The sequence below is a fragment of the Paenibacillus anseongensis genome (genome assembly GCF_009757995.1).
Lineage (GTDB): Bacteria > Bacillota > Bacilli > Paenibacillales > NBRC-103111 > Paenibacillus_E > Paenibacillus_E chondroitinus.
In genome coordinates, this window is the sequence record NZ_WSEM01000007.1 from 178,175 (window position 1) to 194,790 (window position 16,616).

Here is a 16,616-nt window from a genome sequence, read left to right on the forward strand (position 1 = left end):
TTTTGCAAACAACCAATCATAGCCTTGCCCTAGTCGATGTTCTATAATAAAACAGTAATTAGATCAGGTTTGAAAGGAGCTATCCCCGTGTCGATTAACAAAATCCCAAGCTCTTATCGCATTCCATTGTTTTGCGCAGTCACCTTGTTGTTCTGGATGTCCATGTATACGAGCGTTCCCATCATGGCGCCTTATGTGGAATTCCTTGGCGGGAATCACCAACTGGCGGGATGGATCGTTGGCATGTATGGGATTTCCCAAATGCTGCTGCGCATACCGGTAGGCATCATGTCGGATCGCTTTCATAAACGAAAACTTTTTATTACGTTTGGGCTGTTTTTTACAGCCATTGGGGGACTTGGACTCTGGATTACCCACGATTTCACTTGGATTCTAATTCTCCGAGCGCTAGCGGGGGCGGCCGCGGCAACGTGGGTCGACTTCACGGTCTTATTTACGAGCTACTATAAGCATGAAGAGTCGACGAAAGCGATCGGAACGATCTCTTTTTTCAACTCCTTAGGGCAAGTGCTCGGTATTCTTTCCGCGGGATGGGCGGCAGATTCGCTCGGCTGGGAGGCTGCTTTTATTCTAGGAGCGCTGCTGGGGGTGCTCGGGTTCATCGGTTCTTTCTTTTTGATCGAAAAAATAGAGCCTGATGCACCTAAAATCACGATGCGTGCCATCGGAAATGTGGCGGCAGATCGTACGCTTCTCTTCGTATCTTTACTGGCTATTTTGTCGCAGGTGCTCATCTTCGCAACCGTTTTCGGGTTCACTCCCGTTTATGCCACTTCACTTGGCGCTGATAAATTCTCTTTATCGCTCCTCTCTTTATTTGCCAATGTGCCGGTTGCGCTAGCTTCTTTATTTGGTGGGCGGAAATGGGCAGCGAAATATGGCGAGAAGCGAATGGTTGTTTGGGGATTCATCCTCATGGGGATTTTTACATTTACTATCCCTTTTACGCATCATTTATGGGTGCTTATGGTTACCCAGGCTTTCGCCGGTTTTGGTCGAGGGCTTTCCTTCACCCTGTTGATGGGAATGAGCATTAAACATATGCCTGCGGAGAAGCGGGCAACGGCAATGGGATTTTTCCAAGCGATCTATGGATTAGGCATGTTCGTTGGCCCTGTGCTGATGGGTGTTATCGGCGATTGGTTCTCCTTGAATCAGGGCTTTATCGTCCTTGGTATCCTTGGTGTATTCAGTGCCCTTCTATCTCAATGGTTCGTAAGAGCCACGCCTAAGATTCCAGCCGTTCAATCAAGCGGATCTACCGCGGCGCTTTAACCGATAATAAGCGAATCTACTCGATTCGCTCTTTTTTTTTGAGTGAAGTGCAGGGTTATCCTGGGCGCCTTCGTCTATTTATGCGGAGAGGAGGAGAAGCACATTCAGGAACAAGAGCTTGTAACACGCATATTGAATGGTGATGAGGCGGCGTTCCGAGAGCTTGTTGCGACTTATCGTCAATACTTGTTCCAGACGATCTACGCCATTGTACGCCATACGAAAGATGCCGAGGATTTATCGCAGGACGTCTGGTCCCGAATTTATTTCTCCCTCCCTCAGTACCAGATGAAAGGACTCAAAACGTGGATGACCCGCATAGCGGTGAATCGGGCCATTGACTTTAAACGGTCGGCTAGCAGGCGAAGGGAAGAAATGACGTCAGAGATGGAAATTCCGATGCAAGCGGTCCAAACCGCAGGAACCTTATCTTTCTCTTCAAATGGCGTGGAACATGAAGTGTTGATGAAGGAGACCACAGAGCTGGTCCGTCAGAAGCTCCACCAAATCCCCGCCAATTACCATGAAGTACTAACGGCCTATTATATTCAACATCAGTCTTATCAAGATATAGCGAATGCCCACGGGGTAACGGTCAAAACGATTGAGTCGAAGCTGTATAGGGCCAAGCAGTGGCTCCGTAACAACTGGAAGGAGGAGGATTTCATGTGAAACACTACGATGAACATGCTTGGGGGCTATATATCAATCAGCAGCTGCCACCCCATGGAATCAGCGAAATGGAGCATCACTTATACCGATGCGATGAATGTTTGGATCGGTATATGATCTGTATGGAGCAAATGACCATAATACTGCCCGTATTGGAAGCGGATGAACGAACATTCGTAGATGCCGTGCTAGCACGAACGTTGGGAACCAAGCGCTCCTGGTACCACTCCACGATACTGCATTATGGAATTGCCGCGGCTGCTACACTCATTTTAGTGGCTACGGGCTTTTTCCACGGATTATCACAGGAATTGGGGCCTCGAGGCGCACTTCAGCCTGCTCCTCCTCCAGAAATGAAAATGGATCAACCGATATCGGACCGATTGCTCAATAAAACATTAATCTGGCTGGATACACTGCAAAATAAATAAGCCACAAGGAGGTCTATACACTTCATGCCTAACAAAAGCAGCATCGTCGCATTCCTGTTGTCCTTCATCCCCGGAGCGGGTCATCTCTATATGAATCGAGTCGTACGTGCAATTTTATATGGAGCAGGATTTTTTGGCCCCTTATTTCTCATGTTCGTTGGTGCAGCGTTCTTTCACATGCGTGATGATGATATACTCATTCCGCTTTTCCTGTTCGCATTATTCGTTGCTGTCATCAATATGATTGATATGATCGTCTACCTGCTGCGCTACCAACCCTATCCCGGTCCACAATACGGGCCGCAATATGGACCACATGGGTCACCCTACGGAGCTGAACCGCCTTATGACCACGCGCCAGCATGGGAGCCTAATCCTTACGCTGTTCACGCTGCCTCGCAGCAAGAAAGAACGAGAGTTATGCTGCTTTCCTTCATCCCCGGGCTAGGTCATTTCCAGTTGGGTCTTATGCAGCGCGGTTTAACCGCTATGGTTTCGTTCTTCGGGGTTGCTGTTCTCGTCTTTTTCATCACAATGATGACCAATAACGATAGCTTCGTTGCTTTTCTGCTAGCTATGCCCGTCTTGTGGTTTTACACCATGTTCGATGCATTGAAACAGCAAGAGCGTAAGCAAGATGGCCTGCCGCTTATTGATCGCAGCCTTTTTGATGACTTTCACTTCGGCGATGATTCTGGGCGCAAGAACCGAACATTGGCAACGATTATCGCTATTTTTCCAGGTGCAGCTCACTTGTATCTCTCCATGAATAAACGGGGCATTCAATTGATGGCGATCTTCTTGTTCTCCATTTATGTGCTGGATGTGCTGCGCTTGTCCCTTTTCTTCTTTTTGATTCCGATTCTGTGGTTCTTCAGCTTCTTCGATGGCTTACAAAGTATCTCCAAATATGAGAACGGTACACTGGTAGATAAACCTATCGTTGAAAACTGGTCAGCATATCACCGCTCCATCGGATTCGTACTTATCCTTCTTGGAGGCTACTATGTATTCAAAGAAGTCATTGTCCAGTTCCTGTATCAGGTATTCCCCCATGCGAATTACATGTACTGGCTGAACAACTTCGGTCAAACGTTAATCGTAGCTGTGATTCTGATCGGCGGCGGCATTAAATTATTGCTGTATCGAAAAACGCGGCCTGTACATTCTAAAGAGCAGCATACGGACTCAGATCCTTCACAGGTTTACTTAGAAATAAACGAAAAAAAGAACCCTTTTTAAGGGGTTCTTTTTTTGTCGGTGTTTTTTTGATTTCTTTTAAACTTGTTACACGTAAACCTTTAGGAAAATCTGCTTATAAAACACGGTAAGTGTCTTTGGCACATCCCCTCCAGCCTGATTATAACAGGTATGAAAGTCCTCTATGCAACGGTTTTTGTTTCGCGGAATGCTCCAACGGAACCACACCTCTCTGCTCACCGACAAATATAGTATGTCCGGTTTATCGAACTTTAATCATGGTTATTTAAAAAGATTAATGACCGTGGCCGGCGCCTTCCCCATGACCATTATTTCTGGAATGGTTACGGTTTTTCACCTTTTTCGACCCTGAAAGGGGCTCTTGTTGTTTTTGTCGTTGGCTGTTGCCGCTCGACTGATTCTGGGATGTATCCGTTACACCATAGGCATCTGATTTCATAGAGATCATTCCCTCCTAGTTAATCTGCAATTTATTCTTGATGATTCAATGCATCTTGATGTCTGCGATCATTCACTTGCTGCTGCTGTTGCTGCCTATTGTGGCTGTTTACAGCATCGGTTCGGAAATCTTTGTCTACATTTTGCAAATTTTTATCCCGCGTTTTTTGCTTCGTCATGAGTGAACTCCCCTCCCCATTTTAATGGTGTGTGACTCTATGGAGCGCTTGTGCGCATTCATGAATGTGACGAACATAGTCGTCCACTAGATTTTGCACAACATCACCTGTTTCATCGATATGCATGGTGCCTTGTTGGACATCCATCAGCTCCACTTTAACCTCTCTAGCATCCACGTAGTTGACTTTAAAATCGAAATTGTAGCCCGTATGTCCACCCGCCTCAATATGAACCCTAACGGTCTGAGGATCGGCTTCATCGGCCCATACACGCGCCTGATCTGTAGGCTGCAGGGTAGTAGGCAGGACATTACTCCACTCTTGTACCAATTCCGTTTGATCAATTGTCAGCTTATCATAGCTCATAGGTAACACCTCCACATGTTTAAAATGCGGAAGCCGACCGGCTTTTATCCATGTAAAAAAACAACAACTCCCCTAAGTTGTTGCCGAAGGGGAGTTGTGTGAATCCACTGTTTATTTCGCCGTCAGTTGCATAAGAATCGCCAGCATCTTAGCTGCTTCTTGGCGTGTTGCTGTGTCTTGCGGCGCGAAGAGATTGCCGGACTTGCCGGAAATGATTCCAGCTTGCTGCAGAGATTTCGCTGCCTCTGCCGCATAAGCAGGAACAGTTGCTTGATCGGCAAAATCCGTCGCCTGCGTCGCTTTAGGCAGCGTATAGCCCATGAACGAAGCGAAGCGGGTAATCATAGCTGCCATTTGGCCGCGAGTAATATTCGCCTGAGGATCGAATTCACCTGCGCGTACGCCGCTTGTAATTCCTTTCTCAGCCGCCCATTGTACAGCTTTTGCATAGTAACTATCGGCTTTGACATCCGCAAAGCCAGTGCCTGTATAAGCGCTTAGATCAGCATTAGCCATGCGAGCCAGAATCAACGTGAAGTCGGCTCTGGTGATATCCGCTTCCGGAGCGAACGCATCATCATTGACACCATTCAGAATGTCTCTTGCTGACAGGTACGTAATGTAATCTTTAGCGAAGCTCGAAGCTGTATCCTTGAAGTTTGCTTTCTGATAACCAACAGCATACTTCGAGAAATGCTTAACGTTAAAGCTTAATGTTCCTGTGACAGGATCAAAGTGGCTATTCGTTACCTTGGTAATCTCACCGTTTTCTGCGATGTAAAAAGCTACAATAGCGTTAATATCCTCATTTGCAGCCGGTTGATATGGAATCGCGACTTGAGCCGATCCTCCATTGAAGCTGGATACTGTTTTGCCACCTGCAGTGACTGTGAAATCGAAGATCGGACGATCTTTGACAGCCTCTTGGATCGCTTCTTTGGCCGTTGCATCCATGTTCTTCGTAATGTCATTCACATCTGCTTTGCGAATGGAGATAGTGACCTCACCTGTTGACGCGGCAGAGGAGATGCTGGAGACCGCTTGTTTGTCGAAAGATACTTGTCCAATGCCAGCAGCAATTTTAATTCCTGTCGTTTCGCTGCTCGCAATCTTGCTCATTGCTTCTGCTGGCAGCTTAACGTCTACTTGGTTCGATGCTGCATCTGTACTTGCTTTGATCTCAAGAACCGTCGATTTACTTGTCGATTCCGTCATATCTTTTAAGGCTTGCGTGACTTGAGCGACTGAAACATTAGCTACGGAAGTACCTTTGCTGTCTTTTTCTACAGTAGGAGTAATGGTTGCTTTATCACCGCTAGTACTAGGTGTAGTTGGTACTGTAGATGGAGACGTTGGCCCAGAAGACGCTGGCGTACCACCATTTCCTTTATCATCGTAACTCGTGGAATATACGGATACGCTAGCTTCCGCTGCTCCATACCCATCCGGGCTAAAAGCAGTAATCACTGCGCTACCGTTTGCAACGAAAGATACTACCCCTTCTGCATTAACCGTTGCAACGGAAGGGTTAGATGATTTCCATTGTACCGTACCTGAAGTGACGCCATTTCCTTGGGAATCCGTTACCGTTGCTGTCAGTTTTGTTGGCGCTGTGCCTGCCGGTACAGATAATACTGTCTTATCCAAAGCAACTTTTTGAACATTCAGCTGATAGACCGCTACGGTTCCGCCAACCTCATTAGCCACCAGCAGGAGCGGGTTGCCATTTGGACTAACAGAAGCAGGGATAAACTCAATGCCTTCAGGACCGGTATCCGTGTTCAAGTTATCTTTAGGAGTAAATACACGCGAGTTCGTATAGTTAACAAATTTCGCATTGGCTGGATCTGTAACATCATAAGTCATAATTCCACCAATACGCTCTAATCCAACAAAAGCCAGAACCTTGCTGCCGACTTTGCTAACTTTAACATCTTCAGGTTCAGGACCTTTTTTCGAACTGCGATCGTCCATTGCTGTTTTACTATTGCTTGCATTGAAATTGTTAGGTAAACGCTGCGCCGTCACTTTCTCAAAATCATTGCCGCTGTCATAAACTTGAGACATTGTGTTAGCTTGCCAGATGGAGAAGGAACGTCCACCATAGAGATAAATGCTGTCATGGCCCATATCACCAGCAACCTCAACACCGTCATAAGCGGTTTTCCCCGCCAAGAAGATTGCTGCCGCCGAACCAGGTACCAAACTACCCTTCATAGCGCCAATCGTGCTTCCATTGGTTCTGACGCCCGGCCATTCTGTAACATCCCCCTCATTGGCTGTGAAGATGTACGGAACTCCATCGATCGTTTGTGTGGAAATACCATCTGGCATATACATGCCGTAAAAAGGCACATTCTCAAACTTAATCGCATTGTCTTTGACAAGATCTAAGGAGTTGTTTGGAAGACTCAAATCTTTGAAGCCCAATCCTTTTACAGATAAAAGCGTTTTGGAACCGATATCGACAGTTCCTATTGCGTTGTTTTCTTGGAACGATACATAAGCTTTGGTGTTATCTTCAGAAATCGCGATGTATTCCGGCTCCAAATCAAACACGGCATCTGCTTTCTGTCCTTCGCCCGTAACAGCACCGGTTGATGGATCAGACGCACCGCGAATGTGGACCTTATCATCAATAACGGAGACATTGTTGAATCTAACATGAGATACCGTATCATTAGTTGTATCAACAATGGTGATGCTTCCTTCCGGATCTGCTCCGCTAGTGCGCGGCTCATTTTCATTGGCAGTCAGAATATATCGGCCATCGGAGGTCGTTTTGATCATATCGGGCTGCACACCGGCTTCATAAGATTTCAGAACATTACCATCGTAATCCATGACAAGGATTTTCCCTGGCTTCTTAGAATCCAGCTCTTGAACAGATAAGGAAACGCGTTTGGTTTTCGTATTGACATCTACACTCGTCAGGTCTCCATATAAGAAACCATCCTTTTCAACGAGATCTTTCATCGTGACTGTTTTCTCTTTGACTAAACCTTGCACAAGGTCTAAACGAACGATTTCCAAACTAGGTGGATTCCCCGAACCATTTACTAAATAAAACTTATTATTATCTTTGTTGTACTTAACAATTTCAGCTACACCGCCGTCTTTATTCGTAACGCCGACAGCAAATTGTCCAATTTTGGAGATACTCAAAGCGTCATTAACAGCTTGTGGAGCCAAGACCGTTAAGGATAGATTTTGACCGTACTGTGCAAGCAAACTGTCTGTTACTTTCACGTAAACGTTAGTAGTGACAGATGTTCCTTGTGCAGGCGCACCATACACTTCCCCTGTGGCCGAATTGATCGATAAGCCGTTTGGAAGACCCGTAGCTGAGAACGTGTACGGTGGTTTCCCGCCATAAACGCTCATCGTTACGGAGTAAGCCATTTGTTCATATGCATTTGGCAAACTTGTGTTCGTATATCCTAATGGAAGAAACCATTCCCCATAAGCCCCGTATTTGGGACCTTTCAAAGCTCTATCTTGGTCGGTTGTTGTAGAACCCGTGATATCGAACTGTGCGAAGTCAGCTTTGTTATTATCTGTATCTGCTAATGCTTTGCGACGAATGGACTTCTGTTTCGACGTACCTTCCGTGGATCCCTTCGGATAGTCAAACTCATAGCCATCTATATCCGTCTGAATATCCGTATTGTCACCGTCATTGCTTCCCGTTCCCACCATATCTACATAACCAGCAGGCTTTGGATTATTAGCAAATGGATTTTTATTCGCAACATCCAGCTTTGTCTGATTGCTCATAAGCGCAACCTTCAAGCCTTTGTTATTGATCCAGCGTCCTGTCCATAACTGGTCATATGTAGCTGACAAATTAAATTTAGGAGATCCTGACCCTGTAGCTTGTCCAAGAACAAGGAATGAGGATTTGGCTTTAATCGTTCCAACTAGGTCTAGCTTCTGCCAATCACCTGTAGGGCCTGTCTTAGCCGACGATCCGCGATCCGCGTATTGCAAGGACCACCCGTTGAGGACGACGTCGTGATCTGTAGGGTTGTATAACTCAATAAAACCATGGGATGAGGCCGTATTGCTAGAATCTGTAGTTAATCCCCCGCCGTAAACTTGGTTAATAAACACGTGCGGTACATTAACATCATAAGTACCGTTCGCTTGATACGGAGTCCCCGGAATTACAATAGCATCTGCAGCTGCGGTTGAAACGATGGAGCCAAACGAAGATACACTTACAGCCGCTGATAACAGAACGGGCATTAATCTCTTCCTGACAGTCTTCAACTGTTGTTCACTCTCCTTAGCATGGAATATCTTGTCTATTATAAAAAATGAGAATCCTGCTAAATACACACTTTGTGTTAATTTATTTTTAATTATTTGTAAATTGCTACATAAAAAAGAAATAACAAAAAAAGCCACACGATTCATTAAGAATCGCATGACTTTTTGGTTGGGGTATTACCATGGTTACGGAGAGGGTGGGATTCGAACCCACGGAGGCTTGCACCTCGGCGGTTTTCAAGACCGCTGCCTTAAACCACTCGACCACCTCTCCACGATAGCTGTCCCCTCTAGAGGAGACAACCTTGTGCAGTGACAAAAAGCATTGTATCACATAACCTTGCAAAGAAGCAAGTGCTATTTTTTCGTAATTACTTTTACGTTGTTCATGTACGGAACAAGAACCTCAGGCACGATAATTGAACCGTCCGCCTGTTGGTAATTTTCAAGGATTGCCGCCACCGTACGTCCAAGAGCTAGTCCTGAACCATTCAGTGTATGTACGAATTCCGGTTTCGCCTTAGAATCTCTGCGGAAGCGAATGTTCGCTCGGCGCGCTTGGAAATCTTCGAAGTTACTGCAGGAAGAGATCTCGCGGTACGCCCCGCTATTTGGAAGCCAGACTTCCAAGTCATACGTCTTCGCTGAGGTGAAGCCGATATCCCCTGTGCACAGGGATAGCACACGGTATGGCAGCTTCAACAGCTGTAGAACGCGCTCAGCGTGCCCTGTGAGCTTCTCCAGCTCATCGTAGGAGTCTTCGGGTTTAACTAGCTTAACAAGCTCAATTTTGTTGAATTGGTGCTGTCTGATCAAGCCGCGTGTGTCTCTTCCAGCCGAACCGGCCTCCGAGCGGAAGCAAGCGCTGAATGCAACAAAATTAACAGGCAGCTGCTCTGTTGTCAAAATATCTTCCCGGTGATAGTTCGTAACCGGTACCTCTGCCGTTGGAATTAGGAAATACTCCGAATTCTCAACTTTGAAGACATCTTCCTCAAACTTCGGAAGTTGACCTGTACCTGTTAAGCTATCGCGGTTAACGATATATGGCGGCAGCATTTCTTCATAACCATGCTCATCGCTGTGCAGGTCCATCATGAAGTTGATCAATGCGCGCTCTAATCTTGCGCCAAGCCCTTTATAGAACACAAAACGGGAACCTGTTACCTTCGCCGCCGCTTCGAAATCCAGAATGCCCAGCTCTTGCGCCACTTCCCAGTGCGGCTTCACTTCAAAGTCGAATTGTGGAATCTCGCCAACGCGGCGCATCTCCACATTCTCTTCTTCGGAGCGGCCCACAGGGACGCTAGGATGAGGCATATTCGGGATGGAGAGGAGAACTTGCTGTAAGGACTCGTCCAATACGCGAATCTCGTCATCAAGCTCTTTAATGCGGTCTCCGACAACCTTCATTTCCTGAATCAGTTCGTCCGCGTTCTCGCCGGATCTTTTACGCCCAGCCACCTCTTGAGAAACGGTGTTGCGGCGATTTTTGAGCTGCTCTGTTTCTTGCAGAAGCTCTCTACGTTTTAAATCTAATGCTGTAAAACCGTTCAGCTCTTCAATCTGCTTCCCACGGTTTTGCATGGCTGCTTGCACGGCAGCCAAATCGTTTCGAAGTAACTTTACATCAAACAAGGAGATTCCTCCGTTAGCGCAAAATGGTTGTATATGGAAGCAAGCACCCTTACCGGAGTATCCGGTGATATCAAGGTGCTTGTACCATCAATTATGCTTGACTTTGTTTTACCATATCTAAGAAATAGCTGTGCAGACGGAAATCGTCTGTCAGCTCAGGGTGGAACGATGCTGCAAGGAGATGTCCTTGCTGCGCCGCAACGATCTGGCCGTCATACGTTGCCAGAACTTCCACACCCGGGCCCACTTTCTCGATCAGTGGAGCACGAATGAAAACAGCGCGAACATTCTCGTCGATGCCTTTGATCGGCAGATCCGTCTCAAAGCTTTCGCGCTGACGCCCGAACGCGTTGCGAGCCACCGTAATATCCATCAGCTCAAGGTGAGCTTCCGGCTGTCCGGTGATCTCTTTCGCGATAACAATCAACCCTGCGCAGGTGCCGAAGATCGGCTTTCCTGCCGCAGAAAATTCTCTCAGCGCATCGATGAAACCATAGGTGCGCATAAGCTTACCAATTGTCGTACTTTCTCCGCCTGGTAGAATGATGCCATCAAGCTCAGCCAGCTGCTCTGTACGTTTAACTACAACGCCCTCGGCGCCTGCTTTCTCGATGCCACGAATATGCTCTGCTACCGCGCCCTGAAGCGCGAGAACCCCAATTTTCGTCATTACCAGCCGCGCTCCTGCATACGCTCGGAAGCTTGCAGCTTGGAGATTTCGATTCCCTTCATAGGGCTGCCTAGGTTTTTGGAGATTTCTGCAATCAATTTAAAGTCTGTATAGTGTGTTACAGCTTCTACAATCGCTTTTGCGAATTTCTCAGGGTTGTCCGATTTGAAGATACCGGAACCTACGAATACCCCATCGGAACCCAAATGCATCATTAGAGCAGCATCCGCCGGAGTCGCTACACCGCCTGCAGCGAAGTTAACAACTGGCAATTTGCCTGTTTCATGTACTTGCAGCATCAGTTCATAAGGAGCTCCAAGTGTTTTCGCTTCAAACATCAACTCATCCTTGGACATGCCTTGAACTTTGCGAATTTGACCTTGAATCATGCGCATGTGACGAACAGCTTCAACAATGTTGCCTGTTCCAGGCTCACCTTTGGTACGAAGCATGGAAGCTCCTTCACCAATACGGCGCAAAGCTTCGCCTAAATCACGGCAACCACACACGAAAGGAACCGTGAAATCACGCTTGTTGATGTGATACACTTCATCCGCAGGTGTCAAAACTTCACTCTCATCGATATAATCAACGCCCAGAGATTCCAGGACTTTTGCTTCTACAAAGTGCCCAATTCTTGCTTTCGCCATAACCGGAATGGATACGACTTTCATAACGTCTTCAACGATAGTTGGATCAGCCATGCGGGATACTCCGCCAGCTGCACGAATGTCAGCAGGTACGCGCTCTAGCGCCATAACAGCGGAGGCACCAGCTGCTTCTGCGATCTTTGCTTGCTCGGCGTTCATAACGTCCATAATTACGCCGCCTTTTTGCATTTCGGCCATACCTGTTTTAACGCGGGATGTTCCTGTTTCCATTCTTTATTTCCTCCTATACCTTCGTACGAATTTATACAGTTTCCTACACGATTCGATAGTAAACTTCTAAACAATTATTTTACATGAAGGAGGGGCATTATACAACCCATTATCTGGTCTAGGAACCGCCCTTGATCCCTTTAAACATATCGCCAAAGAAGTTTTTGATGGAGCGGAACAACAGCCGGATCCAACTTCCTTTTTCGACATCCTCATTGGCAATTAGATCTGCCGTTTTCTCTTGTCCATTGTAGCTAACTTTCACTTTACCAAGCGTATCGCCTTTGGCAATTGGAGCTACCAATTTGCTTTCTTCAAGCGGCTCTGCCGTGATTTTAAAATCAGTATCCTTCGCGCCCTTTTTCGTAACGAAAGTTAGACCCGTTTTAGTTACTAGAGGCACTTGCGTTTGAACGCCTTTCTTAATGTTTACGATTTTCAAAGAATCTATTTCTTGTTTCGCATTTAGGAAAGGTTTAATCTCGAAATTATTAAAACCATAATCAAGCAGCTTCCTTGTTTCATTAAAACGCTCAGGTTCTGTTTTCGTTCCCATCACAACCGTGATAAGACGCATGCCGTTTCTTTCGGCAGTTCCCGTAAAGCAATAACCAGCGTCATCTGTGGAACCTGTTTTCAAACCGTCCAGGCCTGTATACGCATATTTTTTAAAATTAGCATTTGTCGAATTGCCTTCGAGCATCCAGTTCCAATTGATCATAGGCGTTTTATCGGTTGGTCTCAGCTTTAACGAAGGAATTTTCGTGAATTCGAGAACTTCCTTGTGATCCTTGAGGATGTTGTAGGCAAGAATAGCCGCGTCCCGCGCTGTCATTTTCGTTTCGCCTTCAATGGATTGTGGAGGATTCTTCAAATCGGCACGAGAAAGACCTGTAGCGCTGATAAAATGAGCCTGGTCGGACATGCCTAATTGCTTAGCCTTCTCATTCATCATTTTCGCGAAATTTTCCTCTGATCCCCCACCCAGAAGTTCAGCGAAAGCTACAGAGGCATCATTGGCGGAATAGATGGACATCGCACTGAACATATCTTTGAAAGATAACGTTTCATTCTCTGCGATCAACTGGCCGGAACCAATGACATCAGCTGCATTTTTCGAAGCCGTGACTTGGGAGTCCCACTTGAATTTACCTTCTTTGATACTTTCCATCGCTAAGTACTCTGTCATCATCTTCGCCATACTCGCGGGTGGAAGCGCCTCATCAGCATTCATTTCATAAAGAACAGCGCCTGTGCTTGCTTCCATAATAATTGCCGATTTGGCATTGACCTTCAACTCGCCCCCTGTAGGTGCAGTAGTCGTCGTAGGAGCTGTCGTTGCGGCTGGTGTTTTGGTATCTGCGGCAAACGCCGGTTGTATATGTAAAAGTACGGATTGAGCGATTAAACTAACACCTAACACCAAAGCAATCTTTTTCCTTGTAAAACTAAAAAATCTCACAACTTCACTCTCCCTAGTAATTTTTATAACATTTTATATTGTAACACACCCTATTAGACAAAAAAAAGAAGACACAGGTTCAAATCCTGCGCCTCCAATTATAGCCAAATTGTTACAATTATAAGGAGTAGTTAGGAGCTTCTTTCGTAATTTGAATATCATGAGGGTGACTTTCCTTCAATCCAGCCCCTGTAATCCGAATAAATTGCGTATCATGAATCAATTCTTGAATGTTTTTTGCTCCGCAATAACCCATGCCGGAACGGAGACCGCCAACAAGTTGATATACCGTATCAGCTAATGGCCCTTTATACGCTACGCGTCCCTCAATACCTTCAGGAACAAGTTTGCTCTCGTTCTCTTGGAAGTAACGGTCTTTACTGCCTTCTTTCATGGCGCCTAAAGAACCCATCCCGCGGTAAACCTTGAACTTACGTCCTTGGAAAATCTCAGACTCTCCCGGGCTTTCATCTGTCCCAGCAAAAAGACTACCAATCATCACGGCACTCGCCCCAGCCGCAATCGCTTTGACCACATCACCGGAGTACTTAATACCGCCATCGGCGATAACGGGAACACCAAATTCAGCAGCCGCTTGCGCGCAATCATAGATAGCAGTAATTTGCGGAACACCGATACCTGCAATGACGCGAGTCGTACAGATCGACCCTGGTCCAATCCCAACCTTCACCATAGATGCTCCAGCTTTGATAAGATCACGTGTTCCGTCACCTGTCGCTACATTCCCTGCAATGATAGGAAGTTCTGGATACTGAGCTCTTATCTTCTTCACAGTTTCAGCAATGTTAATGTGATGGCCATGTGCGGAGTCTACTACAATTACGTCAATGCCTGCTTTGACAAGCGCAGCAGCTCTCTCCATAACATCCTTAGAAACGCCTACAGCTGCCCCTACAAGTAAACGGCCTTGTGCGTCCTTCGCTGAGTTAGGGAATTGAATCGCCTTCTCGATATCTTTGATCGTAATTAATCCCTTCAGACCGAAATTATCATCGACCAAAGGAAGCTTTTCAATTTTATGCTTTTGAAGAATGCCTTCCGCTTGTTGCAGCGTAGTTCCCACTGGAGCTGTAACAAGGCCCTCTTTCGTCATTACTTCTTTAATTTTAATGGAGTAGTCATGAACAAAACGCAAATCGCGGTTCGTCAAAATACCAACAAGCTTGTTCGTCTCATCTACAATCGGCACGCCTGATATCCGGTACTTCGCCATCAGCTCTTCTGCGTCATAAACATGGTGTTCTGGCGTTAAAGAGAATGGGTTTGTGATAACCCCGCTCTCTGAGCGCTTAACACGGTCTACATGCTCAGCTTGCAGCTCGATTGGCATATTCTTATGGATAATTCCAATACCGCCTTCTCTGGCCATTGCAATCGCTAGGGCAGATTCCGTAACAGTATCCATCGCAGAGCTGATGAACGGGATAGTCAATTTCACATGAGGAGCAAGAACTGTTGAAACGTCGATCTCCTTACCGAACACTTCAGACTTCCTTGGCACCAGCAACACATCATCAAACGTTAAACCTTCTTTACCAAACTTGTCTTCCCTCACAACACATATTCCTCCTTAGATCTTTTCTCTTCAAAAACTTCGACATAAGCATCCTGCTCACCGTATATGATTGCAATCTTAACAAAAGCCCATTTTTCGTGTCAAGGAAAAGGACCCCTCTAGAGATCGACAGCCATCCGAATAAGAACATTCGGTTAACGATAGGAATATGTGCTGTTCGAATTCCATAACAAAAATTGTTCCACGCCCTGTTCTCTAGCCGCTTTTATTTGCTCTTTCACATCTACATTTCCGTATTTCTTATGAGGTTTTACCCAAGTTGCCGTAAAGTCTTGGTACCATGGCCTGATTTCCGCCGTTGGGGCACTTACTCGCATCAGATTCGAGTTTTTCCCATTGGCATCGCTAATGGCTTTGTGAATCACCGCGTAAGGTTGCAGATCGGGATACTTAATCCCGTACATCCCATTCGAATAATGGGAAGGGTACAGCATTGGCGAGATATAGTGAACCTGCTTACTTATCATTGACCAGTCCTGCCCTATGCCCATGTCATTGTCGGAGGAGGTCGTTAAACCAAATACGTCAGCGGATATATAAACCTCGTTCCCCAGACGCTCCTTCGCCTTACCGAGAAAAGACTCAATGACCTGTGCTTTTGTCCATTTCCTTGGGTTATCGAATTTGACTTCCGCGTCAACGCGCTTGCTGTTCTCAGGGAATCGCACATAGTCGAATTGAACCTCGTCAAACCCTAGCTGGGCTGCTTCCTTGGCAATTTGAAGATTATACTCCCACACTTCTTCCTTGTAAGGATCCACCCAAGCTATTCCCTTATTATCCTGCCAAACGCCGCCTTGATAAGTCTTCATCGCATAATTGCTTTTCTTCTTACTCAAATAGGGGTCTTTAAAAACAACAACACGCGCTATTGTATATATATGCTTGTCCTTTAACCTCTTCAGCGTCCCTTTCAGATCGCGAATGATAACATGGCTATTGGCTCCTATCTCATTCACCATAGGTACGGCCGAGGTATATGTAACTTGCCCGGAATCGTTCTTCACATCAATCACCATTGCGTTTAAATCGGTTTGATCCACCAAATCAATCAGTTGCTCCAGTTTATTGCCTACCGCAGACCAGGCTGATACATAAATCCCTTTGACGACCTGCTTAGCAGGCATCTGGCGCTGAGCGGATACCTTTACTGGAGGAGCTGCTTGTTTGGATGCTGCTTCTAGTTTAGGTGTAGGTTCTGTATCCGCCGAATGCTTTAAGGATTGGAGCGGAGCCAGTTCCTCTTTCACGGCGTCCATCTTCACCGAGCACCCCTGTAAAACCAAAAGACAAGTGATTAAAATCCCCACCCATTTGCTCACAAAAAATACTTTCATACTAATCCCTCCTTATAGGGCTAGTATGGTTTTTTACGCTATTTTGTACTGATGTAAAAAAAAGAGTCTTCTTGGAATTTCTTCCAAAAAGACTCTTTCATTGTGCTTGGCAACGTTCTACTCTCCCAGAACCCTGCGGTTCAAGTACCATCGACG

Annotated in this window: 14 protein-coding genes and 1 tRNA gene; 4 read left to right on the top strand and 11 right to left on the bottom strand. The window is 46.1% G+C overall.

Features of this window, described 5'->3' with window-relative positions:
- Positions 1-87 precede the first annotated feature (87 nt).
- The 4 genes from GON05_RS07865 to GON05_RS07880 are packed head-to-tail and all read left to right on the top strand — an operon-like array spanning position 88 to position 3,641.
- Positions 88-1,296, top strand: coding sequence for an MFS transporter (locus GON05_RS07865; protein WP_157318581.1), 1,209 nt, complete (start codon positions 88-90; stop codon positions 1,294-1,296).
- Positions 1,297-1,338: 42 nt separating this feature from the next.
- A complete protein-coding gene (locus tag GON05_RS07870; RefSeq protein WP_338114015.1) occupies positions 1,339-1,968 on the top strand; it encodes an RNA polymerase sigma factor in 630 nt (209 codons plus the stop codon).
- Positions 1,965-2,399 (top strand): anti-sigma factor, encoded by a 435-nt coding sequence (locus GON05_RS07875; RefSeq protein WP_157318582.1) that lies wholly within the window; start codon positions 1,965-1,967, stop codon positions 2,397-2,399. Before GON05_RS07870 ends, GON05_RS07875 begins: the two co-directional genes overlap by 4 nt.
- Before the next feature lie 24 nt (positions 2,400-2,423).
- Entirely contained in the window at positions 2,424-3,641 is a 1,218-nt protein-coding gene (locus GON05_RS07880) for a hypothetical protein (RefSeq protein WP_181646576.1), read from the top strand.
- Between the two features lie 253 nt (positions 3,642-3,894).
- Here GON05_RS07880 and GON05_RS07885 read toward each other — a convergent pair whose 3' ends face one another.
- The 11 genes from GON05_RS07885 to GON05_RS07930 all read right to left on the bottom strand — a co-directional run bounded on the left by GON05_RS07885 (position 3,895) and on the right by GON05_RS07930 (position 16,460).
- Positions 3,895-4,059, bottom strand: coding sequence for a small acid-soluble spore protein P (locus GON05_RS07885; RefSeq protein WP_379174283.1), 165 nt, complete (start codon positions 4,057-4,059; stop codon positions 3,895-3,897).
- A 31-nt stretch (positions 4,060-4,090) separates the two neighbouring features.
- On the bottom strand, positions 4,091-4,237 hold the full coding sequence (locus tag GON05_RS38795; RefSeq protein ID WP_181646577.1) for a hypothetical protein: 147 nt from the start codon (positions 4,235-4,237) through the stop codon (positions 4,091-4,093).
- Between the two features lie 21 nt (positions 4,238-4,258).
- Positions 4,259-4,603 carry a hypothetical protein gene (locus tag GON05_RS07890; RefSeq protein ID WP_127453470.1) on the bottom strand — a complete coding sequence of 115 codons (345 nt, stop codon included), beginning with the start codon at positions 4,601-4,603 and terminating at the stop codon, positions 4,259-4,261.
- A 111-nt stretch (positions 4,604-4,714) separates the two neighbouring features.
- Positions 4,715-8,851 (bottom strand): choice-of-anchor I family protein, encoded by a 4,137-nt coding sequence (locus GON05_RS07895; protein WP_181646578.1) that lies wholly within the window; start codon positions 8,849-8,851, stop codon positions 4,715-4,717.
- 213 nt (positions 8,852-9,064) lie between these two features.
- Positions 9,065-9,149 (bottom strand) — tRNA-Ser (locus GON05_RS07900).
- A gap of 83 nt (positions 9,150-9,232) precedes the next feature.
- Positions 9,233-10,513: a serine--tRNA ligase gene (gene serS, locus GON05_RS07905; RefSeq protein WP_157318584.1), complete on the bottom strand. Its 1,281-nt coding sequence runs from the start codon at positions 10,511-10,513 to the stop codon at positions 9,233-9,235.
- A gap of 91 nt (positions 10,514-10,604) precedes the next feature.
- Entirely contained in the window at positions 10,605-11,183 is a 579-nt protein-coding gene (gene pdxT / locus GON05_RS07910) for a pyridoxal 5'-phosphate synthase glutaminase subunit PdxT (RefSeq protein ID WP_127453476.1), read from the bottom strand.
- Complete coding sequence (pdxS, locus tag GON05_RS07915; RefSeq protein WP_127453478.1) at positions 11,183-12,064, bottom strand: pyridoxal 5'-phosphate synthase lyase subunit PdxS; 882 nt, start codon at positions 12,062-12,064, stop codon at positions 11,183-11,185. The genes pdxT and pdxS overlap by 1 nt, the downstream gene beginning before the upstream one ends.
- A gap of 118 nt (positions 12,065-12,182) precedes the next feature.
- Positions 12,183-13,526: a D-alanyl-D-alanine carboxypeptidase family protein gene (locus tag GON05_RS07920; RefSeq protein ID WP_127453480.1), complete on the bottom strand. Its 1,344-nt coding sequence runs from the start codon at positions 13,524-13,526 to the stop codon at positions 12,183-12,185.
- A gap of 118 nt (positions 13,527-13,644) precedes the next feature.
- Complete coding sequence (gene guaB, locus GON05_RS07925; RefSeq protein ID WP_181646579.1) at positions 13,645-15,102, bottom strand: IMP dehydrogenase; 1,458 nt, start codon at positions 15,100-15,102, stop codon at positions 13,645-13,647.
- A 155-nt stretch (positions 15,103-15,257) separates the two neighbouring features.
- Positions 15,258-16,460: a putative glycoside hydrolase gene (locus GON05_RS07930; protein ID WP_246238906.1), complete on the bottom strand. Its 1,203-nt coding sequence runs from the start codon at positions 16,458-16,460 to the stop codon at positions 15,258-15,260.
- Positions 16,461-16,616 lie beyond the last annotated feature (156 nt).

Coding starts and splice junctions, on each gene's coding strand:
- GON05_RS07880 (WP_181646576.1), top strand. CDS start 2,424: ATGCCTAACAAAAGCAGCATCGTCGCATTCCTGTTGTCCTTCATCCCC.
- GON05_RS07885 (WP_379174283.1), bottom strand. CDS start 4,059: ATGAAATCAGATGCCTATGGTGTAACGGATACATCCCAGAATCAGTCG.
- GON05_RS38795 (WP_181646577.1), bottom strand. CDS start 4,237: ATGACGAAGCAAAAAACGCGGGATAAAAATTTGCAAAATGTAGACAAA.
- GON05_RS07890 (WP_127453470.1), bottom strand. CDS start 4,603: ATGAGCTATGATAAGCTGACAATTGATCAAACGGAATTGGTACAAGAG.
- GON05_RS07895 (WP_181646578.1), bottom strand. CDS start 8,851: ATGCCCGTTCTGTTATCAGCGGCTGTAAGTGTATCTTCGTTTGGCTCC.
- pdxT (WP_127453476.1), bottom strand. CDS start 11,183: ATGACGAAAATTGGGGTTCTCGCGCTTCAGGGCGCGGTAGCAGAGCAT.
- pdxS (WP_127453478.1), bottom strand. CDS start 12,064: ATGGAAACAGGAACATCCCGCGTTAAAACAGGTATGGCCGAAATGCAA.
- GON05_RS07930 (WP_246238906.1), bottom strand. CDS start 16,460: ATGAAAGTATTTTTTGTGAGCAAATGGGTGGGGATTTTAATCACTTGT.